Annotated in this window: 27 protein-coding genes; 23 read left to right on the forward strand and 4 right to left on the reverse strand. The window is 35.8% G+C overall.

All coding sequences use genetic code 11. The features are described from left to right. Window positions 1-10: 10 nt before the first annotated feature. Window positions 11-1,447: a hypothetical protein gene (locus ACMAWV_RS14000; RefSeq protein ID WP_412463200.1), complete on the reverse strand. Its 1,437-nt coding sequence runs from the start codon at window positions 1,445-1,447 to the stop codon at window positions 11-13. A 245-nt stretch (window positions 1,448-1,692) separates the two neighbouring features. Between ACMAWV_RS14000 and proB the strand changes: the two genes are divergently transcribed. The 13 genes from proB to ACMAWV_RS14065 all read left to right on the forward strand — a co-directional run bounded on the left by proB (window position 1,693) and on the right by ACMAWV_RS14065 (window position 13,821). Then, window positions 1,693-2,838 (forward strand): glutamate 5-kinase, encoded by a 1,146-nt coding sequence (gene proB, locus ACMAWV_RS14005; RefSeq protein ID WP_103218136.1) that lies wholly within the window; start codon window positions 1,693-1,695, stop codon window positions 2,836-2,838. Then, window positions 2,822-4,060 (forward strand): glutamate-5-semialdehyde dehydrogenase, encoded by a 1,239-nt coding sequence (locus ACMAWV_RS14010; RefSeq protein WP_103218135.1) that lies wholly within the window; start codon window positions 2,822-2,824, stop codon window positions 4,058-4,060. Before proB ends, ACMAWV_RS14010 begins: the two co-directional genes overlap by 17 nt. Window positions 4,061-4,084: 24 nt before the next feature. After that, complete coding sequence (locus ACMAWV_RS14015) at window positions 4,085-4,888, forward strand: pyrroline-5-carboxylate reductase family protein (protein ID WP_412470154.1); 804 nt, start codon at window positions 4,085-4,087, stop codon at window positions 4,886-4,888. Window positions 4,889-4,950: 62 nt separating this feature from the next. Continuing rightward, entirely contained in the window at window positions 4,951-5,145 is a 195-nt protein-coding gene (locus ACMAWV_RS14020) for a hypothetical protein (RefSeq protein WP_103218133.1), read from the forward strand. Window positions 5,146-5,256: 111 nt separating this feature from the next. Then, window positions 5,257-6,732 carry a sodium/proline symporter gene (locus tag ACMAWV_RS14025; RefSeq protein WP_103218132.1) on the forward strand — a complete coding sequence of 492 codons (1,476 nt, stop codon included), beginning with the start codon at window positions 5,257-5,259 and terminating at the stop codon, window positions 6,730-6,732. 85 nt (window positions 6,733-6,817) lie between these two features. After that, window positions 6,818-7,588 carry a mechanosensitive ion channel family protein gene (locus tag ACMAWV_RS14030; protein ID WP_158246879.1) on the forward strand — a complete coding sequence of 257 codons (771 nt, stop codon included), beginning with the start codon at window positions 6,818-6,820 and terminating at the stop codon, window positions 7,586-7,588. A 185-nt stretch (window positions 7,589-7,773) separates the two neighbouring features. Continuing rightward, complete coding sequence (locus ACMAWV_RS14035) at window positions 7,774-8,751, forward strand: LysR family transcriptional regulator (protein ID WP_392992586.1); 978 nt, start codon at window positions 7,774-7,776, stop codon at window positions 8,749-8,751. 61 nt (window positions 8,752-8,812) lie between these two features. Then, a complete protein-coding gene (locus tag ACMAWV_RS14040; protein WP_103218129.1) occupies window positions 8,813-10,237 on the forward strand; it encodes a LysM peptidoglycan-binding domain-containing protein in 1,425 nt (474 codons plus the stop codon). A gap of 62 nt (window positions 10,238-10,299) precedes the next feature. Continuing rightward, window positions 10,300-10,590, forward strand: coding sequence for a hypothetical protein (locus ACMAWV_RS14045; RefSeq protein ID WP_103218128.1), 291 nt, complete (start codon window positions 10,300-10,302; stop codon window positions 10,588-10,590). Between the two features lie 61 nt (window positions 10,591-10,651). Further along, the gene (locus ACMAWV_RS14050) at window positions 10,652-11,707 is read left to right on the forward strand and encodes a hypothetical protein (RefSeq protein ID WP_103218127.1); all 1,056 of its coding nucleotides are present in this window, start codon (window positions 10,652-10,654) and stop codon (window positions 11,705-11,707) included. Window positions 11,708-11,716: 9 nt separating this feature from the next. Continuing rightward, window positions 11,717-12,601: a metal ABC transporter substrate-binding protein gene (locus ACMAWV_RS14055; protein WP_103218126.1), complete on the forward strand. Its 885-nt coding sequence runs from the start codon at window positions 11,717-11,719 to the stop codon at window positions 12,599-12,601. Further along, on the forward strand, window positions 12,601-13,407 hold the full coding sequence (locus ACMAWV_RS14060; protein ID WP_103218125.1) for a metal ABC transporter permease: 807 nt from the start codon (window positions 12,601-12,603) through the stop codon (window positions 13,405-13,407). The genes ACMAWV_RS14055 and ACMAWV_RS14060 overlap by 1 nt, the downstream gene beginning before the upstream one ends. 207 nt (window positions 13,408-13,614) lie before the next feature. Further along, window positions 13,615-13,821: a cold-shock protein gene (locus ACMAWV_RS14065; protein ID WP_103218124.1), complete on the forward strand. Its 207-nt coding sequence runs from the start codon at window positions 13,615-13,617 to the stop codon at window positions 13,819-13,821. A gap of 17 nt (window positions 13,822-13,838) precedes the next feature. Here the strand turns inward: ACMAWV_RS14065 and ACMAWV_RS14070 are convergent, their stop codons facing one another. After that, window positions 13,839-14,243 carry a hypothetical protein gene (locus ACMAWV_RS14070; protein ID WP_103218123.1) on the reverse strand — a complete coding sequence of 135 codons (405 nt, stop codon included), beginning with the start codon at window positions 14,241-14,243 and terminating at the stop codon, window positions 13,839-13,841. Between the two features lie 108 nt (window positions 14,244-14,351). On the opposite strand from ACMAWV_RS14070, the gene ACMAWV_RS14075 reads away from it, so the two are divergent. Together ACMAWV_RS14075 and ACMAWV_RS14080 are read left to right on the forward strand one after the other, a co-directional pair. Then, window positions 14,352-14,519 (forward strand): hypothetical protein, encoded by a 168-nt coding sequence (locus ACMAWV_RS14075; RefSeq protein WP_158246878.1) that lies wholly within the window; start codon window positions 14,352-14,354, stop codon window positions 14,517-14,519. A gap of 8 nt (window positions 14,520-14,527) precedes the next feature. After that, entirely contained in the window at window positions 14,528-15,979 is a 1,452-nt protein-coding gene (locus ACMAWV_RS14080; protein WP_412470153.1) for a disulfide bond formation protein B, read from the forward strand. A 3-nt stretch (window positions 15,980-15,982) separates the two neighbouring features. Here the strand turns inward: ACMAWV_RS14080 and ACMAWV_RS14085 are convergent, their stop codons facing one another. Further along, window positions 15,983-16,546: a redoxin domain-containing protein gene (locus ACMAWV_RS14085; RefSeq protein ID WP_412470152.1), complete on the reverse strand. Its 564-nt coding sequence runs from the start codon at window positions 16,544-16,546 to the stop codon at window positions 15,983-15,985. 61 nt (window positions 16,547-16,607) lie between these two features. Between ACMAWV_RS14085 and rlmN the strand changes: the two genes are divergently transcribed. From rlmN to ACMAWV_RS14125, 8 genes are all read left to right on the forward strand, one after another. Beyond that, a complete protein-coding gene (gene rlmN / locus ACMAWV_RS14090; RefSeq protein ID WP_412470151.1) occupies window positions 16,608-17,642 on the forward strand; it encodes a 23S rRNA (adenine(2503)-C(2))-methyltransferase RlmN in 1,035 nt (344 codons plus the stop codon). Window positions 17,643-17,738: 96 nt separating this feature from the next. Beyond that, window positions 17,739-18,671: a glutathione S-transferase family protein gene (locus ACMAWV_RS14095; protein WP_392992572.1), complete on the forward strand. Its 933-nt coding sequence runs from the start codon at window positions 17,739-17,741 to the stop codon at window positions 18,669-18,671. A 10-nt stretch (window positions 18,672-18,681) separates the two neighbouring features. Beyond that, window positions 18,682-19,548 carry a pirin family protein gene (locus ACMAWV_RS14100; RefSeq protein ID WP_103218118.1) on the forward strand — a complete coding sequence of 289 codons (867 nt, stop codon included), beginning with the start codon at window positions 18,682-18,684 and terminating at the stop codon, window positions 19,546-19,548. Beyond that, window positions 19,548-20,750, forward strand: a complete 1,203-nt coding sequence (locus ACMAWV_RS14105; RefSeq protein WP_199177545.1) for a multidrug effflux MFS transporter — start codon at window positions 19,548-19,550, stop codon at window positions 20,748-20,750. Before ACMAWV_RS14100 ends, ACMAWV_RS14105 begins: the two co-directional genes overlap by 1 nt. Window positions 20,751-20,786: 36 nt before the next feature. Continuing rightward, a complete protein-coding gene (locus ACMAWV_RS14110) occupies window positions 20,787-21,560 on the forward strand; it encodes a phosphatase PAP2 family protein (RefSeq protein WP_103218117.1) in 774 nt (257 codons plus the stop codon). After that, window positions 21,557-22,483: a hypothetical protein gene (locus ACMAWV_RS14115; protein ID WP_103218116.1), complete on the forward strand. Its 927-nt coding sequence runs from the start codon at window positions 21,557-21,559 to the stop codon at window positions 22,481-22,483. Before ACMAWV_RS14110 ends, ACMAWV_RS14115 begins: the two co-directional genes overlap by 4 nt. Beyond that, window positions 22,484-22,705 (forward strand): hypothetical protein, encoded by a 222-nt coding sequence (locus ACMAWV_RS14120; protein ID WP_103218115.1) that lies wholly within the window; start codon window positions 22,484-22,486, stop codon window positions 22,703-22,705. Further along, the gene (locus ACMAWV_RS14125) at window positions 22,693-23,481 is read left to right on the forward strand and encodes a hypothetical protein (RefSeq protein ID WP_412470150.1); all 789 of its coding nucleotides are present in this window, start codon (window positions 22,693-22,695) and stop codon (window positions 23,479-23,481) included. Before ACMAWV_RS14120 ends, ACMAWV_RS14125 begins: the two co-directional genes overlap by 13 nt. Here ACMAWV_RS14125 and ACMAWV_RS14130 read toward each other — a convergent pair. Next, window positions 23,459-24,268 (reverse strand): hypothetical protein, encoded by an 810-nt coding sequence (locus tag ACMAWV_RS14130; RefSeq protein ID WP_412470149.1) that lies wholly within the window; start codon window positions 24,266-24,268, stop codon window positions 23,459-23,461. The genes ACMAWV_RS14125 and ACMAWV_RS14130 overlap by 23 nt on opposite strands. Window position 24,269: the final 1 nt, after the last annotated feature.

Genomic DNA, 24,269 nt, shown 5'->3' on the forward strand with positions numbered 1-24,269 from the left:
ACTTCCTATGCTATGAGATCATGATCTCGTTAAAGAGAGAGTTATCATTATCTAAACTTCTAAAAAGTTTTGTTCTGAAAGTCCCTTTCTTACTTATAAGTTGTTCTGCCATCTTATCAATGGCCACAATTGTTAGAATTGTTTGTATGTAGGCCTCAATTAGATCGTCAGTACCAATTCCTAGTGAATTAAAATCTTTTTGATCCATTAGCATTAGTCTTGATGTGTCAGAGTCCCATAGGTTTTCACCTTTCTTTACTGATAAGTTTGTTCCTAGAACTTCCCAACTATTTTTTGGGTATGTTGCTTCAAGAGGTTTACTCGCTCGACGAGCATAAACTGCACATGGCATAAAGCCTTTAGGTGAAGAGTAGACCATAAGTCTTAGATCGGCGATATAAATATTTCCTTTCTTATTTGGAACCGTCCCAATATGGAAGAATTTCCCATACTCACTTGTTGAACTCCACTCATAGTGACCAATTAAACTTTGAACGATAAATTGGTCATATGGATAATCCATTTGCATGAAGGCATCTAGCTCATCTTGGTTTGTGATTGTAAATACACCTTGGCCAGCATTTGAATAAGGAATTTTAATAACTGCTTTTCCACCAAACTTTTGAACCCATAAAGGAATTTCTAATTTATTAACATCCTTAATTGTTTCAGGCATATTGATTTTTAAACCTGATTCTGCAATTTGTGAGTTATAGAGTTCGTAGGCTTTATTTGCGAGAAGCTTATTGCGTCCACCTGAAAGACAAACAAGAGTCGAGTTAAAGATGAAGGTCTTCGTTGTCGTTGGAATTCTATTCCATGGCTTTTGAGTTACATATCTAAAAGCCGCACGAATAGGAATTCTTTCTCCTGTTTCAAGAGTGATGTGAAGAACTCCGTTTTCAAAATCGGCCATTTGTTCTTCACCATTGAAGTGAGGAACGAGATAAACTTCTTCTCCTGTCAGGTCTGCAATAGTTGAAGCATATCCCGATGTTTCCATGTAGTTCTTATCATAGATAACAGCTAGTGCTCCGGGTGGGAGTTTCTTCTTTCTTTTCTTTAGTGCTGGTATGAATGAGTTTTCGATTAGAAATTTATAACCTCTGTGCTCATCTGCATCTGTTCTTGGTGGCATCGACTTCTGTCCTGAAGGGCAAGAGTTTGTTTCAAGAACTACCATGCGGCGATTACCTGCTTGAGTTGTTACATAAAATAAGTCAGAGCCACCCCAGAAGAAGTGCTTACTTTCATAAGATAGAATATCTCTCAACGTGTCAGTACAAATTTGTGGATTTAAATGACTATATCTTTTGATAATTCTTTCGTGATCTAAATTAAAAAAGTGACTCACTAGAGGGTGTAGTTGTGAGTTCAAGGCCTTCGGATAAAAGTGATTCTCTTGTTCAAAATTATCAGGCTTAATAACTTCAATTCTTCTTTTCAAGTTCTCTCCAAATTGTATTTTCTAAAGCATAAGTTAATGGAAATATTATAATCTCAATCCCTAATTCTGTAGGGAATATTTTGTAATTTTTATTAAATTTTTAAGAGCTCTAAACAATATACTAGTATATGTTGACTACTCTAGTCAGAGACTTGCTTGTTCGGTTATCCCTAATCTTGAAATGTCTCACTTTTGGTTTATTGGAATTTATGTCATGTTGTTTTTAAACAAGATAAGGGGAAGGAATGAGACTTCGTAAAGAACTACAGGGTGTGAAGCGCCTTGTTGTAAAAGTTGGAAGTAACGTTATTACAAAAGACAGCGGAAAATTAGATACAAGGAAGGTTAGAAAAATAGTAGAGGATATATGTGAGCTAATTGATGAAGGGATCGAAATCGTCCTAGTAAGCTCTGGTGCAGTTAGTGTGGGGAAGTCTTTTCTTAAGGAGCACTTACCAAGAAGAGGTCAAATTGATCTTCAGCACTCTGCAAGTGCCGTGGGGCAGCCAAAGCTTATCAATACATACTCAAGACTATTTGAAGAGAATCAAAAAATATGTTCACAAATTCTTCTAACCCATGATGACTTTAGAAATAGAAAGCGCAACCTACATGCAAAGCAAAGTATAAATGTACTTTTGAAAAATAATATTACGCCTATTCTTAACGAAAATGACACGATCTCTTTTACCGAAATTGCCTTAGGAGACAATGATCACCTTGCTGCGCAAACTGCTCAGATGATTAATGCCGATGCATTGCTTATGATCACTTCAACAAATGGCCTATATGATAAAGATCCTGCTTTTAGTGATGCAAAGAGAATCGCTATTGTTCCATTTGGAAGTGATGTTCTTGAGGACGTGGATTATCAAGGAAAGACTGCTGTAGGAAAAGGTGGAATGGAATCAAAAGTTCACGCCATCACAAAAATTACTCCTATAGGTATAAAGGCGATTATTAGTTCAATGGAAAATGAGCGCCTAATTTTAGATCCACTCACTAAAGACATAGGAACCTACTTTGCACCTAAAAATGCCTATGACCCAGAAGAGCGCAAAGCATGGCTGCTCTCAATGAAAAAACCAAATTGTTATATTGAAGTTGATCGAGGTGCATTCGAAGCTCTTAATGAAAATAAGTCACTCTTACCAAAAGGGATTATTGATGTTTTTGGCCAATTTTATAAAGGGGACTGTGTTGATATTCTTTGTGATGGAGAAGTTTTTGCTTCCGGGGTTTGTGAGTATGGCCACTGTGAAGTTGAACAAATTATGGGACGCCATAGTGATGAAATCGAAGAAGTTATTGGTTTTCGAACATCAATCGAGGTTGTCCATACAATAAACTTAATTTTAGAAAAGGAAATAATTGATGAAAAAATTAGCTAGTACAGTAAAGAAGGCGTCAAGAGAATTACTACAATTGAGTAGTGAAACAAAAGAAATGATTTTTGATGATCTTATTAGGGCCCTTGATAAAAATCGTGAGTTAATTCTACAAAAGAATCAACTTGATTTAGATGCTGCTTTTAAAAATGATCTTTCTAAAGCAATGGTTGATCGCCTAAAGCTCTCTAATGAAAGAATTGATGACATTATCTCTGGAGTTAAAACGATTAAGGAACAACCTGAAATCGTTGGTACTTTTTATAACGAATTTACTAATGATCTCGGTTTAAAGATAAAGCGTCAGAGGGTTCCACTAGGGGTGATCCTAATGATTTTTGAAAGTCGACCAAATGTTGTTGTTGATTGCGCTGCCTTGGCGCTTAAATCTTCAAATGCCATCATCTTAAAAGGTGGAAAAGAGGCCAAGCATTCAAATGAGGTTCTAGGACAGATCATTCAGGAGGCGATATCGAAATATGTTGATAAGAGTGTCGTTGAAGTTTTAGCATCAGATAATCGCGAAGTTTTAAATGATTTACTAAGTCTTAAAGAAGAGATTGATGTTGTTATACCACGTGGTGGACATGGCCTAATTAATCATGTTTTTGAAAATGCCAAAATGCCAGTCATTGCTCATTACCAGGGCCTTTGTCATATGTATATTGATAGCGAAGCTGATATTGAGAAGGCCGTGACATTAGTAGAGAATGCAAAAACACAAAGAACCGGTGTATGTAATGCAATTGAAACACTACTAATTCATAAAGACATTCTTCCTAAAGTAAATGAAAAAATTGCGAAAAGACTTTTGGCAAAAGGATGTGAATTAAGAGTTGATGAAGAATTTGCAAAACAGACAAAAGGTTCATTCATTAAAGCAACTTCTGAAGACTGGGCGACAGAATATTTAGATAATATTTTATCAATCAAAACAGTTTCTTCTCTTGATGATGCTATTGAGCATATTGGAGAGTATGGAAGTAATCACTCAGAATGTATTATTTCAACTAATGAAGACAATTGTCTTAAGTTCTTAAAAAGCGTTGATGCAAGTTGTGTCATGGTTAATGCCTCAACTCGTTTTAACGACGGTGCTCAACTAGGCCTTGGTGCTGAACTTGGAATCTCAACAACGAAACTACATGCTTATGGGCCAATGGGTGTCGAACAAATGACGACTTCTCGCTATGTTGTCGTCGGTGATGGACAAGTCAGATCATAATTTAATAGAGCAAGGAGAGTAGTGATGAAGAAAATTGCAGTAATTGGTTGCGGAAATATGGCCAGCGCAGTTGTTCGTGCAATGTATAGAGGCCAAAAAGTAAAAAATGAATTTCTCACTTATACGCCAAGTCACACTCGAGCAGTTGAACTAGCTAAAGAAGTAGAGGGAAAGGCAATTGTTGATTTAGAAGAAGCTTGTGATGCAGACTATTTCTTGATTGGCTGTAAACCTCAACAATTTGAAGAATTAGCAAAGTCTCTAAAGAGTATGGACCTTTCAAAGAAAGTTATCATTTCTATCATGGCCGGAATCGATCAAGAAAAGATTTGTAGGCTCTTAAATACGACAAAGGTAATCAGATTGATGCCAAGTTTACCTATGGAATACTCTGAAGGAATCTGTCTTCTTAGTTCTTCGAAGAATGTGGAAGTAGATGAACTTGATTTTATTAAAATGCTTCTCTCTGATAGCTCTTTAATTTTAAAAATGAGTACCGAGGAACTCTTTGATCAGGTAACCATTGTTTCGGCATCTGGCCCGGCCTTTGTTTATTATTTTATGAATACTCTAGAAGACTCTTTGAAGGATTGGGGATTAGGATCAGTTGAATCCAGAGCAATCGTTAGCCAATTATTTCGAGGAAGTGCAAAGAGTGCATTGATTAATTGCGAGAGTGAACTAGATGAATTAATCAGGAAAGTAACGTCTAAAAGGGGCGTTACGATAGAGGCGATTGAAAGTTTTAAGGATAATGGTGTCGATGCATTTGTGAGGATGGGAATTGATAAAGCGATCCTTCGCTCGGCCCAACTACGTGAGTCTTAGGGATAACCTAATTAGTAAATTAATCAATTCTTAATGAATCTAGACAATGTTAAGGTAATTAAATGAACAATAAGAAATCTGAAAAATTAGTACAATTAGTAAGTTATAGTATCGTTGATAAGAAACAGTCCCGCAAAACTAAAGTACAAAAGAAGACTTCTATTTGTGAAGAGGGGCATGGTAAGGCGCTAAGAGAGACATCTTTCCTTCGTCGAAGCCTAATTGAAGATGAAGAGAATTGCCTCTCGATACTCTAATGAATAAGTTTTTAATTTAGTATTTTATTAATAAGCAAGAGCTCATCTTGTTCGCTAGCGCTTTGTATTCTTTAAGTGAACGGATAGCTGTGCCAAAAAAAGGATTGTTAAATGATTGTTTACAGTTTCCTCTTTTTTTTACTCCTCTTTGTTTTGATTGGAGTTTCTTCAAGTTTAAAAAGTAAGAAAAATAATTCTGACTATTTATTAGCAGGACATTCCACACCACCATGGCTTGCAGCTTTATCTGCTGTGGCAACAAATAATAGTGGATATATGTTTATTGGCCTTATTGGCTATACCTATACGAGTGGACTTCAATCTTCTTGGGTAATGATTGGTTGGATTGTTGGTGATATGGTCATGAGTTTCTTTGTTCACAAGAAGCTAAGAGATGTTACTGAAAAAGAAAACCTATTAAGCTTTGGGGGTGTTCTTTCTCGTTGGCAACGTGGAACAAGTTTTAAGAAACTTAGATTGTTAGTCGGTATCATTACTATCTTATTTTTAGGTGTTTATGCTGCTGCTCAATTCAAGGCAGGGTCTAAGGCCTTACACGTTCTCTTTGGATGGGATTATAGTACTGGTGCTATTATCGGTGCAGTCATTGTTTTTGCTTACTGTCTATCAGGTGGGATTCGCGCATCAATTTGGACAGATGCAGCTCAATCATTTGTCATGATTATTGCAATGGGGCTACTTTTCTTTGTTGGAATCAATGAAGTTGGTGGATTTAATTCATATGTGACAAAACTAGATGCTGTATCTCCTGGGTTTTTGAGTTTCACTCCAACTGGACTTAATGTACCAGGTGGAACGGGAATCGGTTTATTTATATTAGGTTGGGTATTTGCTGGTTTTGGTGTTATTGGACAACCACATATCATGATTAGATTTATGACAATTGATGATACTAAGAATATGGCAAAGACTAAATTGTATTACTATGCATGGTTTATTGCTTTTACAATTTTAACAATTGGTGTTGGTCTAACTGCAAGACTTCTCTTACCAAGCTCAGCAAATTTTGATGCTGAACTCGCACTACCTTTAATGAGTCAAAAACTTCTACCTGAGTTACTGATTGGTGTTGTCCTTGCAGGTATTTTTGCTGCAACAATGTCGACGGCCGACTCTCAGGTACTTAGTTGTTCTGCAGCTTTTACGAGAGATATTTTACCTAAAAAATCAGATAATATTTATCTAACAAAGCTAGCAACAGCAGGTACGACAATTATTGCTCTTTGTGTTGCCCTTTTTGGAAGCAAGAATGTGTTTGAGTTGGTTCTTCTTTCTTGGTCAATACTAGCTGCTTGCTTTGGCCCACTCCTTTTTATCTATGCAATTGGTAAGAAGGTATCTGAAATAACTGCTATTTCTATGGTTATTGTTGGTGGAGTCGTGACAATCGTTTGGATGAATCTTGGTTACGGTGCGACTATCTATGAAGTTGCCCCAGGTATCATGGCAGGACTAATCACATACTTTGTTCTTTCAAACACACCATTAAATGAAATCGTTTCTAGTAATAAGGTTGTTGATAATCGAATGAAAAATTCAAAGCTTGTAAATGAAGCCAATAGCTAACTCCTTGGTCGATTATTTATACCCAATTACGGTTACCCTCCTATTTTTAGGAGGGTACTTTCTTTCTCTTTTTAATATTAAAAGAGTGCAAAAAAGAAAGCTCAAAAATATTCGCAAAAGAGATATTTCTGATGCAGTTGAAACAGATTCACCTGTTGACGATCAAGAAAAAGAATTAAAGTCTCATGGTGCTGAGGGCATAGAAGGTCGCTTCTCATTTATGATGAAAGCACTGCCAGTTTTATTTTTTATTTTATGGTCTCTATTTGTTTCAATTCCGTACTTAGGTGAAATTCCAACAGTCTACGTTTCAATTATCGCTGCCATTGTATCTGTGATTGCTGGTTTTTCTTTAAGGCCTTTTCTAGAAAATCTCTTTGCAGGTGTCATTATCTCTTTTTTTAAATCAATCAAGATAGGAGATACCGTTACGATCGATGGACATTATGGGCTAATTGAAGAGATTGGATTGACTTATTCAGTAATAAAAAAATGGAATTGGATTAGATTAGTAATTCCGAATTCAAAGTTACTCCAGAAAGAAATCCAGAATTTTACAATGAATGATCATTATGTTTGGACACACGTTGAATTTTTCGTTGCGCCAAATGTCGACTTGAAGTTGGTAAAGGAAATAGCTCACAAGGTTGCAAAAAGATCGGAATACTTCAGCGATGTTGAAGAGCCAACGATGTGGGTCATGAAATTAGATAAGGATGCTATTGAGTGTTGGTTAGCTGCTTGGGCCGATAATCCAAGTGATGCTTGGGAGTTAAGAAATGATATGCGCACACAGCTCTATATTGAGCTTCAAAGTGCAGGGATTGAGTTTCATAAACTCAATATTAAGAGTTAATAATTTAGAGGTTGATATGATTTTAAATATAATAAGTAACTTATTTGAACAGGTTTTAAAGATGATCATTTTCATTTTAGACCAATTTTTCCCCCTTTCTTCCGACTCCTAGGTACTTAGCGCGACTAGGTAGTTCGGTTTTTGCTAATTGATGATCGTCTTGTTAAGGTAAGGAGCAAAGCTAAATGAATCGAGGAATAAACTTGGAAAAACTAAAAGATATTAATTGGAATCATCTCTATTGTTTTTATGAAGTCGCCAAAGTTCAATCTTTAAAAAAAGGTGCCGAAATCATAGGTACTTCATCACCAACACTTAGTGAACAATTAAAGCGTCTTGAAAATAAATTCAATATGAAGCTATTTAATCGCAGCTCAAAGGGGCTATCTCTAACACCTGAAGGCCTACAATTATTCGAAAGAACAAAAGGCATTTTTGAAGAGGGGAGTAAGTTACTTGAACACTTCTCAGAAGATGTTGTTGGTGGTTATCCTGTTTCAATTGGTATTGAAGAGACTATTTCATATGATCTTGCTACTGAGTTTGCATCTCAATACTGGGATCTTTATACGAAATATGGAACAGTTAACACAATACGCCAGGCCGACCATGAAGTTCTTGTGGATAATATTTTACGAGGAAATATCGATTGGGGAATCTCTCTTCGAAAACCTAAGAGAAAAAGTCTAAATGTTGCTGAAATAGGTTCATTCGAAATTGTCTTCTGTTGCTCAACAGAACTTTATGACAAGTTTAAGGATGAAAAGGATCTACTTGTAAATATTCCATTTGCAGAGAGTAATTGGGATAAGAATCTAAATCGTGTTATTTACCAACACTTAAGAAAGAATGGTGTCATACCTAAAGAGAAGGTCTATAGCGATCATATCGACTTTGTTCATAAGTTGTGTTTGAGAGGACGTTGTGTGATGTTCTTGCCTAAGAATCCGCTTGAAGAATACCTCGGACTCAAAACATTTAATCTTGGAGAGCCTCTTAAAATGTCTCTCTATGCTATTTGGAAGAAATCAGATGAAGGCCTTATTTCTATTCGTAAGCTACAAGAACTCTTTCAGTCAAAATTATCGAATGTTCCTGACCGTTATGAAGATGTGGATTTACAGATTGAAGTGTCTGATGTTTCAGATGATTTATTGAATTAGGATAAAACTAATTTGTGTTTGATCATATTTTATTTCGTGAAAATTCCCTTAGAATTTTTATATGAAAAAAAATACTCTTTTAAATTCAATTAAGTTCTTCTCTATTTTTACACTCTTATTCACTTTGTTCTCATGTGTTTCTTCAGAGAAAGAGAATATTACACCTGCTGTTGCTGGAAGCAATACGATCTCTTATCAAGATGAAGATACAATTAAGCATGAGATGGAGCTCTATCAAAATGAACGTGTCCAAAAATGGATAAATTATTTTGCAGTAAAAGATCGTGCTCGTTTTGAACAATTTATTAAAAAGGGAATGTATTACAAAGAAGTTATTCAAACAGTACTTGAAGAAGAAGAGCTTCCATATCAATTATATTACCTACCTCTAATTGAAAGTGGCTATAACAAAACTGCACTGTCTCATGCTGGGGCCGTTGGGCCATGGCAATTTATTAAGGCCACGGGAAAGAGATATGGACTAGCTGTTAACCGTGTTGTTGATGAAAGAAGAGACCCTGTTCATAGTACAGAGGCCGCAACGAAGTATCTGAAAGATCTATATACCGTTTTTAATTCTTGGGAACTTGCAATTGCAGCTTATAATTGTGGGGAGCTTCGAGTTTTACGTGCCATTATGAAGGGGAGAACACGTAATTTTTGGGAACTTGCAGATCGAAAACTACTTCCAAGAGAAACGAGAAATTATGTCCCTAAGTTTTTGGCAGCAGCCTACGTTGGTGAAAATCTTGCTCAATTTGGCTTTGACGAAGAGACGATTGCACAATCTCCGACTTACCCTGATTTAAAATTAGTGGAGGTTCCTGGGGGCGTGCACATTAAAGATGTTGCAAAACATTTTAATATTGATCGCAGTGAAATTGAAAAAATTAATCCCGCCCTTAAACATAAGCGTACACCTAATTGGATTAAGCAATATGCGATTTGGATGCCTCGTAAGGATTATGAGAATATAGAAGAAATTCAACAGAAATTGGCAAGTAACCGTCAATGGGGAAAACTTAATTCCTTTCCAACTCACTATCGAGTTAAAAGAGGGGACTCATTAACAAAGATCTCTCGTCGTTACAAAATTTCACTTAACAGGCTTAAGCGAATTAATAATTTAAGAAGCAGCCGAATTTATCCAGGTCAAAAACTTGCCCTAAGAGCAAATGAGTATAAGAGTGTTGTTGGGAAGAGATTCTACTTTGTGAAAAAGAATGATTATCTAGGAAAGATTGCAAGTCGCTCGGGCCTAAGCGTATCTTACTTAAGACGCTTAAATGGAATTCATGGCAATAGTATCTACGTAGGGCAAAAGTTAGATATCACTAGAGGTGTAAGAGTATTTCGCTATCGTGTTAAAAAGGGTGATAACTTAACACGTATTGCCAAACTCTATAATACGACTACATACGAAATAAGAAAGAGAAACTCTCTTCGATCGAGTAATCTCTTTATTGGACAGATGTTAAGTATCTAAATAGATTGTCTTGTTAAAAAAAAACGAGACAATTTAAATTTAGTATTGCTAGTATTGAGCTAATGCAGAAATTTTTTAGATTCATATTTGCGGCAACCTTTCTTGTAAGCTTTCTTACAGCAAGCATCCATTTCCATGAAAATGAGCATGAGACTAGTAAGTTAGATCAAGCTTGCCATTTCTGTATTAAAGTTTCTCAATTCAAATATGATGCTAGTAATTCTGATTTCTCTGAAGAACTTGAAGCAAGTTTTCTTTTTCTCGTTACAGATCGTTATCAGACCCTAGTCGGTCACACATTACAATCTCTATCTATTCAAACAGCTCCTCGTGGGCCACCAACTCATTGTTAATTAAATTACATTCACTTTTTATTTTTTAAATTTAATTAATTAATTTTCAATGAGGTTTATTTTGAAAAACTTATTTTATATTTCTATTTTATTACTAGGCTCAAACACTTTTGCGCAATCTCTTTCTGACAATTCAAGAGGCAATGGGTTTAATCCTGCCATCGGTTTAAATGCTTTAACTATCTATAAAAACTCGTCTCGTGATAATGATCACGATGGATTTTCTCTACAAGAAGCAGAGCTTCAGTTTAGTGCAGATGTTGATGCATACTTTAGAGCTGAGGCGACTTTTGCTGTTCACAAGGAACATCATGAAGAGGGTGGCGAGGAAGAGCATGGTTATGCATTTGAGCCTGAAGAAGTATTTGCTGAAACAATTTCAATTCCTGATTTTACAGTAAAGTTAGGGAAGTTCTATGCCCAATTTGGTAAGTACAATATGGTACATACTCACGCTCAGCCATTCATTTACCGTGGTCTTGTTCAAGAGTATATGTTTGGAGAAGAAGGACTAAATGAAGTTGGTGTAAGTGTATCATATCTAGCGCCACTGCCATGGTATAGTGATTTAACTGTTCAGTTTCTTCAGCCAACAAATGAAGAATTATTTGTTGAAGATCCACACTCGATCACCACAGTCGCTAACCTAAAAAACCTTTGGGATTTATCTGAGTCACTAACTCTAGAGTGGGGTCTTTCAGGTCTTTATTTTGAAGAACAAGCTGAGAAGTCAACTGTCCTAGGAACAGACTTAACATTAAAATGGCGTCCAGTTAAAAAAGGTAAGTATTCGTCATTTGTTTGGTCAACTGAGTTTATCCACAAAGATGTTCAGGGAACAAACGAAGTTAAAAATGGTGGTTATTCGACATTCTTACGTTATCAATTTGCACCACGCTGGTTTGCTCAAGCACAATATGAATTCCTAGGTGTTGCTAAGGATGAGTCAATTGCAGATCAAAATGCATATACTGCACTTTTAGCATTTGTTCCTACTGAATTCTCAGCTGTAAGAATGCAATACGATGAAATTCATGATGGTGAAGATCGTCCTGAAAAAAGAGTAAGTCTTCAGTTAAGCTTTAGTATCGGTGCCCACCCGGCACACCAGTACTAGGTCGCTAAAATGAAGTCAATTCTTATAGGGTTGTTACTTGTTCTAGGTATGAGCTCTTACGCTCAATTGAGAATTGTAACAACGACGACAAATTTAGCAGATATTGCAAAAAAAATTGGTGGAGAGAGTGTGAGTGTACACTCTCTTGCTAAAGGTACTCAAGATCCTCACTTCCTAGAAGCAAAACCTAGCTATACTTTTAAAGTAGCTAAGGCCGATCTGTTAATTAGTATCGGTGCGGGCCTTGAAGTCGGTTGGCTCCCGCTTGTTGTTAGAGGAAGTCGCAATCCAAAAGTTCGTATCGGACAAGAAGGAAGACTTGAAGCATACGCTCTTGTGAAACTAACAGATGAGGTTAAGGGGAAGCTAACGCGTGCTCATGGTGATGTTCATCCGGAAGGAAATCCTCACTTTATGCTTTCACCGAGTAAGGCCCTTGAAGTTGCGAAGGGAGTTCGTGATCGATTCATTAAGTTAGATGAAAGTAATAGGCAGGCTTACGAAAATAATTACATAGCATATGAAAAACGCACTAAAGAATTGATAAAAGATCTTAGCGCCAAGATTAAGAAAGGAACTAAGATTATAACGTTTCACCGTACGCTAACTTATTTTTTAGATGAATTTGGAATTCAAGTTCAAAATGTTCTTGAACCTAAGCCAGGAATTCCTCCAACTGCTTCACACATTATCAGTGTTATTGAACAGATGAAAAAAGAAGGAATTCGTCATATCTTAGTTGAAAATTACTTCGATGATAGTGTCGCTAAAAGAATTAGTAAGAGTATCAAAAATGTAAAAATCAACAATGTCGCAGTTGCTGTTGACGGTAGCTCACAAGTGAAAGATATTTTCTCTCTTTATGAGAGCCTCGCTCTAGCACTGGAGGATTAATGGAAGTTATTTCTTTTTTAGCTGCACCATTTGTCATGTGTTTAATTCTTGTAGGGATACACTGCTATCTAGGATTACATGTCTTAAGAAGAGGAGTTATCTTCGTTGATCTCTCCTTAGCACAAGTGGCAAGCCTAGGCTCAACAGTAGCTTTACTCCTTCATCTCGATCACCATAGTGGCCTTAATTACTTTGTTTCTTTAGGTTTCACTTTTGTGGCCGCAGCTTACTTTGCTTGGGCCAAGAAGTTTGAAAAGTATATCTCGCAAGAAGTGTTAATCGCTCTTGTTTATGCTTTCGCTTCTTCCGCTGTTATTCTCGTTGTTAACATGATGGCCCATGGTGCAGAACATATTAAAGAAATACTCATTGGTAAGATCCTCTGGGTAACTTGGGCAGATGTTATAAAGACAGGTGCTATTTATAGTATTGTTGCTACAATTCACTATATTTTTAGAAAACAAATTCTTAGGTCAACTTTAGATAAAGATAATAGTTCTGCATTTTGGGATTTTATTTTCTTTTCGTTGTTTGGTGTTGTAATTACCTCATCTGTTGGAATAGCTGGTATTCTACTTGTTTTCTCATTTCTTGTTGTCCCTGCATTGATCAGTACATTACTCTCTCAACGTATTCGATCACAGCTGTTTATCGGTTGGGGGATTGGCTTAATTTTGAGCTTACTTGGAATGGCCCTCAGTTACTTCTTTGATCTTCCTGCTGGAGCAATTATCGTGGTGGTCTTTACTATTGTTCCAATAGTGTTCCTACCATTTTTGATAAAATTTAAAATGAGTCGCACTTAATTTAGTGCGACTTTTTTATTTTCTCTCATTTATTTCCATTAAAAACGACTATCACGATTGTTTATGCAATATGTCCAAGTAATCTTTTGATTTGAAAAACTTAACCTATTTTAAATTCTCAAATCTCAATGTTTTGGCGATAACTTTTCTATTGTTAATTTAGTTCCCGGCAACTGATTGTCGGTCTTGGAAAAAATAGGGAAGAATATGAATACAGAGCAAACAGGTAAAGTTAAGTTTTTTAATGAAACAAAGGGTTTTGGGTTTATTAAACCAGATAGTGGGGAAGGGGACTTATTTGTTCATATCTCTGCTGTTGAAACTGGCAATAAGTTAAACAATAATGATAAAGTTACTTATATGCTTGGGGAAGGTAAACGTGGACCTTGTGCAACTCAAGTTAAAAAAGTTTAATTTTTGAAGAGGGACATTTATTGTCCCTCTACTGCCTTACATGACCAATCAAATGAATGAATATCATATTCTGGAATACGGACAAAGGCCCAAATATTTCCATCGATACCACCTACGACATGATCAAGTCTTATTCTGAAACTTCCAGTTGTGAAAGACTCAACTTTGGCATCATATTTTGGAATATAGTTAACTTTTTTACGGTATGAGAATTCCTTGTTTTGATTAGTATCTTCAACATAAACTTCAATTTCATGAAAGATTGGCCCTCTTCCGTATTGTGATTCATATATCATCGCATCAGTAACTTTTGATTGCTCATCATAATTCACACAATGATAGAGAGGTTGAGATTTTGATCCAAATTTTGCCAATGTCACACTAGAAATTAGTATTAAGAAAATTAGCTTAAGACTATTCATAACAACTCCTTTTGTTATCTTTCTATTTTACTGCAAAGCTAAAATTAAGGGAATTTAACTTAGCTTAAATTAAACACAAGCCGAAATAAGCTGATAGAAGGAGTCTGTATGGAATTTTTAGAAATGGTACTGTTAATAATTGCCGGTTTTCTAGTATGGAAGAAGCCTCAAAATCAAAGGCAAGCAGAAAAGTTTCTTTATAGTGCTACATTCTTAATGTTCTTAATTTGGTTTGTTGCAACAAAATCGATGATTCTTCCGCCTGGTAACTACTAGAGGTGTCCATGACAAATAAATCAGAACGTTTCTATAATATCGTGGCCCTGGCATCAATGGCCCTGATTATTCTACCTGTTGGAATCGCATGTCTCATTCTAGGGTTTGGTTTAGGTGATAATCCTTGTATTCTCTGTTGGCAGGAAAGAGCAATCCTTATTTTTGTTACATTAACAACTCTCTTTATTATGCGCTATGGCCTTAGACCAAAGTATCTTGGTTTATTAATTCTGTATTGTACGATTGGAATCTTCATGACCTTAAGGCATACAGGAGGTCACTTCTTAAGAGATCTTGGTCAGGGATTTTCTTTAGAAATATTTGGACTCCACACATATACGTGGGGTGTTGTTATATGCTGGTCAATTTTATTAATTCTCTCAATTATACTTATATTCTTTGGTAATAATTTAGTTGATAATGAAGACGGAGAAGTTCGCTATCTTAGTAAGTTTCAATCATTGGCATTTATCTCTTATTTCATTATTTTATTTTTTAATTCGGTACAAGCATTTACCCAAGTTGGTCCTCCACCATTCATTGGACATAGTGATCCCGTGAGATTTTCTTGGGTTCCTAAAAACTGGCATTGGTCGACTAAGAATTGGAGTGGCCTATTAAAACCATTTAGCTTAAGGGGAAACTACTCAATTGATAAACCTTACTTTAAGCATGATGAAAGGCGAAAGATTGCAATGTTTCAAAGTGGTGATGAATTAATGAAGGTTAAGGAGGTTAGTCTTCCTAGTGAGATTAGGGGTGGGATTAGAGATATCGATTATAATAGTGAGTCAAAGCTTTTTGCCATTGTTACAGATCAATATTTTATTTATATCTTAGATGATAAATTAAAAAGTATTCTCTACTACGTACGAATAGATCCTCTTTATAGTATCGACATAAAAACTCTTGTTGGTATAAGCTTCATTGGCCCACGTCGTCTTATGGTTACAGGATATAATAAGTCATATGTTGTCATCCGTATTGATGAGGGAGCGAAAATTGTTGATCACTATGCAGGTTTTTTAGAGGGAACAAATGGAATTTCTGAGAAATATCGAGGACGTCTTTCAAGTGTTCGCTCGAAATACTCTTATATTCGCTGTTTAGCATATGATAAGAAAACTCAAGAACTCGTTATCGTTTCAATACCCAATGAAAAGAATAATAAAGTTATTGCAACTAGATTTTCTAGTGCAGATTTTCTTTTGAATAGTGAAAAAGAAATCTTCATTGATGATAATGATCTAGGCCCAGTTATCTCAAGCCTTAAGGTTATTGACTCAATTTTATATGGCCTAGATCCAAATAGTAGTGAAATACTTATTCTCGATAATGAGCTAGATGCATTCTCTGGCTCTATAAAATTACCTAAAGGTAATTATCATGGCCTTGCTGTTTTTGAGGGCAAACAATTTGTTCTCATTGAGCAAAAGCGTGCAACATTTTATACAAAGTAAGCCTTATTCTAGCGCTGCTAAAATATCATCATTCTTTGTACGATCTTTATATTCTTTGTGTATATCTTGATAAGTGATCTTACCATTTCTTATGACAAAAACTGCAGGGTGAGCAACCATGTGATGTGTCTGGCCTGAGTCTCCCTCAATATCAATTTTATAAGACTGCTTATATTTTTGAACAAGCTTGTCGTCGAGTTTGTTAACAATATTAAAGGCCAAGAGAAGACTCGCTTTAGGATCTGAGACAATGTCAAAAGTGTATTGATATTTCTTTTTCATTTTATGAGCAATTATCTTCTTATCCACACTAATGGCCACTAGCTTAGAGCTCTTATCAAGTTTTGGCATAACTTCTGTTTGAATACTTTGAAGTTGTTTCATGCAATATGGACACCAAGAACCACGATAAAAAACAAGTACCGTTTTCTTGTCGCTATCATCTAGAATTATTTCCGTACCTTCAATATTTTTAATCTCTATATTAGGGGACTTGGTTCCGACACCTAGGCCAAGTTCTTGGGAAAAAGTAAGAATTGAAAATAAGCTGATTAATAAAACTTTCATAATTGACCCCTTTTGATTCTTTAGCATGGACTATATGTGTTAATTCTTATAATGTGACTTGGTGAAGCAGTCATTTTATCAACTTACATTCAATGAGTTACAGCAGTTACTAGAGCAAAATGGGCTCAATATATCGGCCGCTAATCTACTATATAATTGGTATTATAAAAGAAAAAATCATTACAGCAATTCAATCACTGATATTGCTAAGAGTACGATGTCTTTTATTGATGCTAATTTTAACTTTAATTTACCTCGTCCTGTAAAAGTTCAGCAGGCAGACGATAAAACGGTAAAATTTCTTTTTGAATTATCAGATGGTTCTAAAGTAGAAAGTGTTTTAATTCCTTTTAATAAGAAGTATTCAATTTGCCTCTCTTCTCAAGTTGGTTGTGCCATGAAGTGTTCTTTTTGTTTCACTGGTACGCAAGGGCTAAAAAGAAATCTTTCAGCTAGTGAGATTATTGGTCAATTTCTAGCTGCCTGGCATTGGCTAAGAGATCATCGCCCAGGTGAAGAGAGAATTCTTAATATCGTTTTTATGGGACAAGGCGAGCCATTACATAATTTTGATGAAGTAAAGAAGGCCTGTGATATTTTTACTTCTCAATATGGAACTTCGATTGGCCATCAAAAGATAACGATCTCGACAAGTGGCTATATCCCAGGACTAAAAAGATGGAAAGATGAGATACCTGGAGTTAATTTAGCACTTTCCCTACATTCACCATTTGATGAAATACGTGACGAGCTAATTCCAATTAATAGAAAGTATCCTCTTAAAGAAGTACTTGATTACATTGATGGTATACCTCTTCGTTATAAGCAATTTGTTACATATGAGTATTTGATAATTAAAGATTTAAACGATGGAAATGAAGATGCGAAGGCCTTAGGTGAGCTTCTTAGAGATCGACGTGCTTTAATAAATCTCATTCCTTTCAATGAATTCCCTGGCACAAAATATAAGAGGCCAGAGCTTCAAAGTGTTCAGGATTTCAAATTAATCCTGGAAGAATTCAAAATCCCGACGATGGTTCGTACCACTAAAGGTGATGATGTCCTTGCGGCCTGTGGCCAGCTAAATACTAAATGATCTAAAGTTAGAACAAGTTGATCTGGTAAATGATCTTTTAATCGATCCATTTGTTCGTTATTCTATACCCGTTAATAATCAAACAAAGGTTTAGTAATGGGACGTTTAGTCGATGGAAAATGGGTCAAGTCTTCGGTCATCACAAGTGACGAAAGTGGGGCATATGATCGCGTACCACGCTCGTTTAGAGACACAATAAGTAGCAATCACTCAAAGTATCAACCTGAAAGTGGGCGCTATCACTTATATGTTAGCTATGCTTGTCCTTGGGCCCATCGTACTCTTATCTATCGCAAGTTAAAATCACTTGAGTCTCATATTAGTGTAAGTGTCGTTTCTCCTGATATGTTAGAGATGGGATGGACTTTTGATAAGTCAATCGCTGGTGCAACAGGGGATGATCTATACGGCTTAAACTATCTTCAAGAAATTTACTTAAAAGCGGATCCTAAGGTAAGCACAACTGTGACAGTACCAATCCTATGGGACAAGAAAACACAAACGATTGTTAATAATGAGTCATCAGAAATTATTAGAATTTTTAATTCTGAGTTTAATGAACTTACTGGTAATCATGAAGATTTTTATCCTGAAGATTTAGCAGATAAAATTGATGAGTTAAATGAATTTATATATAGCAATATCAACAATGGTGTCTACCGTAGTGGCTTTGCAAAAACTCAAGAAGCTTATGAATCAGCTGTGACGAAGTTATTTACATCTCTTGATCGAGTCGAAGAAATACTTGAAGGCCAAAAATACTTACTAGGTGACAGGTTAACAGAAGCTGACCTTAGGTTAGTGCCAACTCTTTTACGCTTTGATTGTGTTTACGTAACTCATTTCAAGTGCAACCTAAAGAGAATCAAAGATTATAAGAATCTTTCTCGCTATGTGAGAGACCTTTATTCAATCGAAGGTATTAAAGAGACTACTAATATTGAACATATCAAAAGACACTACTTCTATAGCCACGATGATTTAAATCCATATCGTATTGTCGCTTTAGGGCCAAGTGAAATTTTTTAAGGATAATTAAATGAAACAAAAAGCTATTAAATATATTTTAAATCCTCCGCAAAAACATTGGGTAGGAAATGGATTTCATGTTCACACAATGTTTCACCCAGGTTTTGATATTTACTATTACACAACTCCATTTTTAATGATGGACTTTGCTGCTCCTAAAAAGTTTTCACCAACGCAAACAAAAAGAGGAGTGGGTGAGCACCCGCACCGCGGTTTTGAAACTGTAACTTTTGCCTTTGAAGGTGAAATTGAACATCGCGACTCTGCTGGTGGCGGCGGTATCATTGGCAGTGGAGATGTCCAGTGGATGACTGCAGCAAGTGGTGTTGTACATGAAGAATTTCATTCACAAAAATTTGCAAGGGAAGGTGGATTATTTGAGATGGTTCAAATGTGGGTAAATCTTCCTAAGAAAGATAAGATGACAGCTCCACGCTATCAGGGGGTAAAGGGGGAGAAGTTCCCTGTAATCAATCCTAGTGAAGGTGTTGAATTAAAATTAGTTTCAGGAAAATATGCGGATAAAGTAGGGCCTTGTCAGACCTTTACACCAATAAATCTTATTCAAACGAAAATGCAAAAAGATTCTAACTTCCTACTTTCATTAGATGATAAAACAAACTTACTTGTTCTTATTCGAAAAGGAAGTGTTGCAATAAATGGTAATCAAGTTAACGAACACCAATTAGTGATCTTTGAAAGAGATGGCCAAGAGGTTGAGTTATCAAGTAATGTAGGCGCAGAGCTATTGATCTTAAATGGTGAGCCTATTGATGAGCCTGTCTTTTCACATGGCCCTTTTGTCATGAATACAAGAGAAGAGATCATTCAAGCTTTTGAAGATTATCAATCAGGAAAAATGGGACATTTAAGCTAGTGGATTTATCAGTAGAAGAAGTTGGAAAAAAAATTGGTCGTCGTGAATTTATAACTCTGATGGCAGCACTTATGTCATTTGCAGCATTATCAATTGATGCGATGTTGCCGGCGCTTAATCTTATTGGTCAGAGTTTAGGAGTTCAAAACCCTAATGATAACCAGATGATTATTTCCTTCATTTTCTTGGGCATGGGTGTTGGTCAACTCTTTTTTGGTCCAATCTCTGATGCCATTGGAAGAAAGCCTGCAATGTATATTGGTATAGCGATCTTCTTTGTTGGTGGACTTATTTCTTTAAATGCTCATACTTTTACAATGATGTTAGTTGGACGCTTTACTCAGGGCTTAGGAGCGGCATCAGCTAAAATTATTTCAACAGCAATGGTTAGAGATCGCTTTAGCGGAAAGCTAATGGCCAAGACGATGTCGTTAATTATGATTATCTTTGTTCTTGTTCCGGCCCTTGCTCCAACTATTGGACAAGTTATTTTAAGTTTTGGTGGATGGCGTGATATCTTCCTTATTATGCTTGTTCTTGCAGTTCTGTGCCTAGCTTGGTTTACTGTGAGACAAGAAGAAACTTTACACGAAGAGTATCGACGCCCTCTTTCTTATAAGAAGATTAAAGATGCTGCCATTGAAACTTTAAGCCATCCTATAACAATTAGTTATACTCTTGCTTCTGGTCTAGTTTTTGGTGCTTTTATTGGTTATCTAAATACTTCTCAGCAGATTCTACAAATTAAGTATGGACTAGGTGAGGACTTCCCATTGGCCTTTGGTGTACTGGCTTCATTTATCGGTCTTTCTTCATTTTTAAATTCTAGACTTGTGGAAGAGTTTGGAATGAAAAAATTATGTCGCCTAGCTCTAACGACAATTTCTTTTATCGCAATTACGTTTAATATTATTTTATTCTTTACTGGAGGACTTCCTCCATTTTTCCTTTTTTATGGCTTTTTACTATTAAGCCTTTTCAGCTTTGGTCTTCTTTTTGGAAATTTCATTGCTTTAGCATTGGAGCCAATGGGACATATTGCGGGAACTGCAAATTCGGTTGTTAGCTCCGTGCAGATTATCATTTCTGCGACAATAGGTGGGGTAATTGGTCAGATGTATAGTGGTGATGTAACGCCAATTGCATTAGGGTTTTTAATCTGCAGTACTCTTTCTTTATTTATCGTTCTAAAAGTAAAATAAATAGACGAATTAGCTGTTTTTTGTTTTCATTAATAGATGTTAAAAGCATTTATTCTTTGTATATTCATTAGCTTCAGCACAAGTGCTTTCGTTGCACCATCCGAGCATATTAGAAAATCTAAGTGGGATATTTCTCCTATTCAAATTCGCTTTATGTCGGCCTTCTTTGCTTTAGAGCTCATTACTTACTCAATCATCTCTCCATCTTTTGTAAAAACAGAATTTGAGGGAGGAGACTTTGATTATAATGAAGATGATCTATCTGTCCCAAAGTGGTTGTATGAGTTAGGTAATCATGGACCTGAGTTATTAACGGTTGGTATGTATGGTTACTACTTACTTGGTAGCGATGAGTATGCTCTAGAGAAAGCATTTGTTTTTACGGAGTCGTTGCTTATTTCTCAAGGAATAACTTTTGGTATCAAGTATACGGCCAATAAAGAAAGACCTGATAGTTCAAACTATCTTTCTTTTCCTAGTGGCCATACCACTCATGCTTTTGCTGTTGGAATGTGGATGAGTAGGGATATCTTTAATAGTGAAAGATTTTATCGAAATTACCTGGTTGCTTCACTTCCTCTTGTCTATGCTTCATATATTGGTTGGAGTCGTATTGATGCAAAGAAACACAGTTTTAAAGATGTCTCTATGGGGGCATTCATTGGCGGGCTTACAAGTTATTTAATGTATGACTTCCACTTTGATAATCGTGGTAATTATCGCTTTAATGAAAAGAGTAAGATTGTCGTAGCGCCAGCAATTGATATAATCAATGAACGCTACGCTCTAAGCTTTGGGATGATGTTATGAGATATTTCTTAATCTTTTTCCTGACAATTTCTACATTCGCTGAAAATAGATTGGATTACCTTTATCGTTTTCCTCAAAAGGGAGAGAGTGTTTTAACTTATTCACTCTATTGGTCTATTGACGAGATGGAGTTTGATAATCGTAGTGCAGGAGTTGAAGAGTTTTTTGAAGTTGACCGCTCTGTTCTTGTTGCCGGACTTGAGTATCGTTATGCTTTTTCAGATAAGTTCTTAGCTGCTTTTAGTACTCATGCTGAAATTGCTGATTTTGAAACGCATCTTGAAAATGAGTTGGATGAAGAAACTCCTGAGCAGAGCCCTTTTGGAATTTACGATCCTGCCATAGAGCTTAGATATCGCTTTATCGACTTAAATGAGGTTTTCTTCGACTTGAGTACTAAAGTCGTATGGGGAGCAACAAACTCCGGGAAAACACCACTTAGTAAAACTGTTAGCCCCTTTGATGGACAAGATTACTATCAAGTAAGTGCCATTGCAGGAATTGATTTTAATACTTTCTATCTACTTAGTTATGTCGGGGCCATTTTTTACAATGGTGGATTAAATCAATTTGAATTTGGAAATGAGAGCTTAAAGGCCGAAGATAGTTATCAAGTTGCAATAGGATTTCAAGCACAAATTGATCTTTCAAAGCACTTGAAAGCAAGTCTTGGAATTTCATTTTTATCTGCTGATACTTTTTCGCTTTCAGGTCAGACTCAAAACGTTAATGTTGAGAAATCAACTCAACAAAACTATTTTCTTAAGTTTGATTATCTAAAATATGAGAATAGAATTGGAATATTAACTTTTAAAGTTAATCAGAGAATCGATCGCTATGATCTTCAAGTTGATAATAGTGACCTTTACGTTGCTGATAATTCTTATTTAGATTTTATCTTTCAAGTTGAGAAGTGGTTTTAAATGAAGTTATTTATTATCTTCCTATTTATATTGAGCTGTTCTGAATTTGTTGTCAGAAGGAAACCTAATACTTGTTTAACAAGTAAGGAGTATCCAGAAATTTACCAAGTTATGCGACAATGGGGATGGGATGTTTGGCTGAAGCAAGTCGATATTGAAAATGCTCCGACATTTCGTTATACAAATGATTCTAAATGGAAGGAAGTTGAGTGTCCAAAATAGTTGTTAAGTTTCTCTCATTATTACTTATTCTCTCCCTTGCTAGTTGTAGTTATCGTGAAGTTATTTTAAAAAAGGCTCCTGATTTCTTAAGCGAGAAGATTGATGACTATCTTTCTTTAGATGATGAACAAGAAAAAGAATTAAGAGTTAAAGTGACTAATGCCTTCTTTGAACATCATAAAGAAGTTCTCGAGTTAAAGGCAATTATTAAAGACTATGAAATTCAAAATGACTCATTAAAAGCAGCTATTGTGAAAGGTTATTCTCCGTATTCTCTTATCATGAAGAAAGTAAATATAATATCTGTGGAAGTGTTGTCAGGACTTAGTTTTGAACAAAGACAGAAGCTTGTAAAAAAGAGAGTCGAAGACCGTAAGGACTATGAGGAGAGTTATGAGCAAAGGGGTGTGAAACGCCTTGAGAATGTATTTGGGAAGCTCTCAGAAAATCAAATTAAACTCGTCAATGAATTTGCTCTTGAATATCAAAAAGATCGTGTTGAGAACCGAAGCTGGCATAATGAATTTATTTCGGCGCTAAATTTACAAGATCAAAAAGCATATCAGGATTACCTTAAAAAGAATTTTCAAGATATTGTTCCATTAAAAGAAGTTTTAAAACAAAATAAGTCTTTCTTTAAGTTCTTTGATAAATTTTCAAAAACACTAAGCCAGGACCAAATTGCACTTTTTAATAAAAAGAGAAAAGATTTATTAAATTGGATTGAGCTTTACTTAAAAATCTACCAGGCCCCTATAATTCGTAGCGCATCCTAGCAATTAGTGAATTATTTCCAAAATTGAGCTCTCCACCAACCTCTGCATCAAAGACATCGGAGCTTTCTGACATATCGACTTTTAACTTGAAAGCTTCAAAACCAAGTCCAATAGAGAATGATTTATAGAATTGATAGTCAACAAAGAGGCTTGTTGCAATTACACTTCCGGTATAATCTCCGATTTGTATGTAGAAGATATTAAATTCATTTGAAAGGGTCCATTTAGGGGTAATCTTAACTTCTGACTTGAGTTGTAGAGTAGGTAGTGGTGCTATAAAGTCACTCTCAGTCTTGGTTGTGCCTGTTTCACCAATGCCAAATTCAAGGGGCATAATATAGAAACCTATTCCGGTAGAAATATTAATGCGATCATCTAGGAAAAAGGCGTAAGAATAGGCGAGTCGAACGATGTCAAAATTTAAGATTGTTTCTACTGAAGTTCCTGCGCTAATGACTACTTCGTTATTATTCTTATCGAAGTATTTTATATCTTGATCAAGAATTCTTCTTCCACTCCTATGCTGACTATACCAGCCTGTCGTTATTGAGTGCCTCTTGTTCTGACTAAATCGCCATTCATAATTTAAGCGAATCGAAGATTGGGTGTCATCAAGTCCTAGTGTGTCTTCGGTACTCAATATGAGTGCACCTAAGGATTTCTTTCCAACCTGTATTGTCGTGTCATGATATGTGTATCCTAGACCTAGAGAGAAACGATGAGTACTCCACTCTGCGTATGAGAAAAATGGGGCCAGTAGTAGAATGAGTATTAAGGGCTTAGTCATG

Origin of the sequence: Halobacteriovorax sp. RT-1-1, from assembly GCF_047085455.1 — a bacterium.
In the GTDB taxonomy this organism is placed as follows: Bacteria; Bdellovibrionota; Bacteriovoracia; order Bacteriovoracales; family Bacteriovoracaceae; genus Halobacteriovorax_A.

Bases quoted from the DNA above. Each gene is read 5' to 3' on its own strand.
- proB (WP_103218136.1), top strand. From the start codon at position 1,693: ATGAGACTTCGTAAAGAACTACAGGGTGTGAAGCGCCTTGTTGTAAAA.
- ACMAWV_RS14010 (WP_103218135.1), top strand. From the start codon at position 2,822: ATGAAAAAATTAGCTAGTACAGTAAAGAAGGCGTCAAGAGAATTACTA.
- ACMAWV_RS14015 (WP_412470154.1), top strand. From the start codon at position 4,085: ATGAAGAAAATTGCAGTAATTGGTTGCGGAAATATGGCCAGCGCAGTT.
- ACMAWV_RS14020 (WP_103218133.1), top strand. From the start codon at position 4,951: ATGAACAATAAGAAATCTGAAAAATTAGTACAATTAGTAAGTTATAGT.
- ACMAWV_RS14025 (WP_103218132.1), top strand. From the start codon at position 5,257: ATGATTGTTTACAGTTTCCTCTTTTTTTTACTCCTCTTTGTTTTGATT.
- ACMAWV_RS14035 (WP_392992586.1), top strand. From the start codon at position 7,774: ATGAATCGAGGAATAAACTTGGAAAAACTAAAAGATATTAATTGGAAT.
- ACMAWV_RS14040 (WP_103218129.1), top strand. From the start codon at position 8,813: ATGAAAAAAAATACTCTTTTAAATTCAATTAAGTTCTTCTCTATTTTT.
- ACMAWV_RS14045 (WP_103218128.1), top strand. From the start codon at position 10,300: ATGCAGAAATTTTTTAGATTCATATTTGCGGCAACCTTTCTTGTAAGC.
- ACMAWV_RS14055 (WP_103218126.1), top strand. From the start codon at position 11,717: ATGAAGTCAATTCTTATAGGGTTGTTACTTGTTCTAGGTATGAGCTCT.
- ACMAWV_RS14060 (WP_103218125.1), top strand. From the start codon at position 12,601: ATGGAAGTTATTTCTTTTTTAGCTGCACCATTTGTCATGTGTTTAATT.
- ACMAWV_RS14065 (WP_103218124.1), top strand. From the start codon at position 13,615: ATGAATACAGAGCAAACAGGTAAAGTTAAGTTTTTTAATGAAACAAAG.
- ACMAWV_RS14070 (WP_103218123.1), bottom strand. From the start codon at position 14,243: ATGAATAGTCTTAAGCTAATTTTCTTAATACTAATTTCTAGTGTGACA.
- ACMAWV_RS14075 (WP_158246878.1), top strand. From the start codon at position 14,352: ATGGAATTTTTAGAAATGGTACTGTTAATAATTGCCGGTTTTCTAGTA.
- ACMAWV_RS14080 (WP_412470153.1), top strand. From the start codon at position 14,528: ATGACAAATAAATCAGAACGTTTCTATAATATCGTGGCCCTGGCATCA.
- ACMAWV_RS14085 (WP_412470152.1), bottom strand. From the start codon at position 16,546: ATGAAAGTTTTATTAATCAGCTTATTTTCAATTCTTACTTTTTCCCAA.
- ACMAWV_RS14095 (WP_392992572.1), top strand. From the start codon at position 17,739: ATGGGACGTTTAGTCGATGGAAAATGGGTCAAGTCTTCGGTCATCACA.
- ACMAWV_RS14100 (WP_103218118.1), top strand. From the start codon at position 18,682: ATGAAACAAAAAGCTATTAAATATATTTTAAATCCTCCGCAAAAACAT.
- ACMAWV_RS14110 (WP_103218117.1), top strand. From the start codon at position 20,787: ATGTTAAAAGCATTTATTCTTTGTATATTCATTAGCTTCAGCACAAGT.
- ACMAWV_RS14115 (WP_103218116.1), top strand. From the start codon at position 21,557: ATGAGATATTTCTTAATCTTTTTCCTGACAATTTCTACATTCGCTGAA.
- ACMAWV_RS14120 (WP_103218115.1), top strand. From the start codon at position 22,484: ATGAAGTTATTTATTATCTTCCTATTTATATTGAGCTGTTCTGAATTT.
- ACMAWV_RS14130 (WP_412470149.1), bottom strand. From the start codon at position 24,268: ATGACTAAGCCCTTAATACTCATTCTACTACTGGCCCCATTTTTCTCA.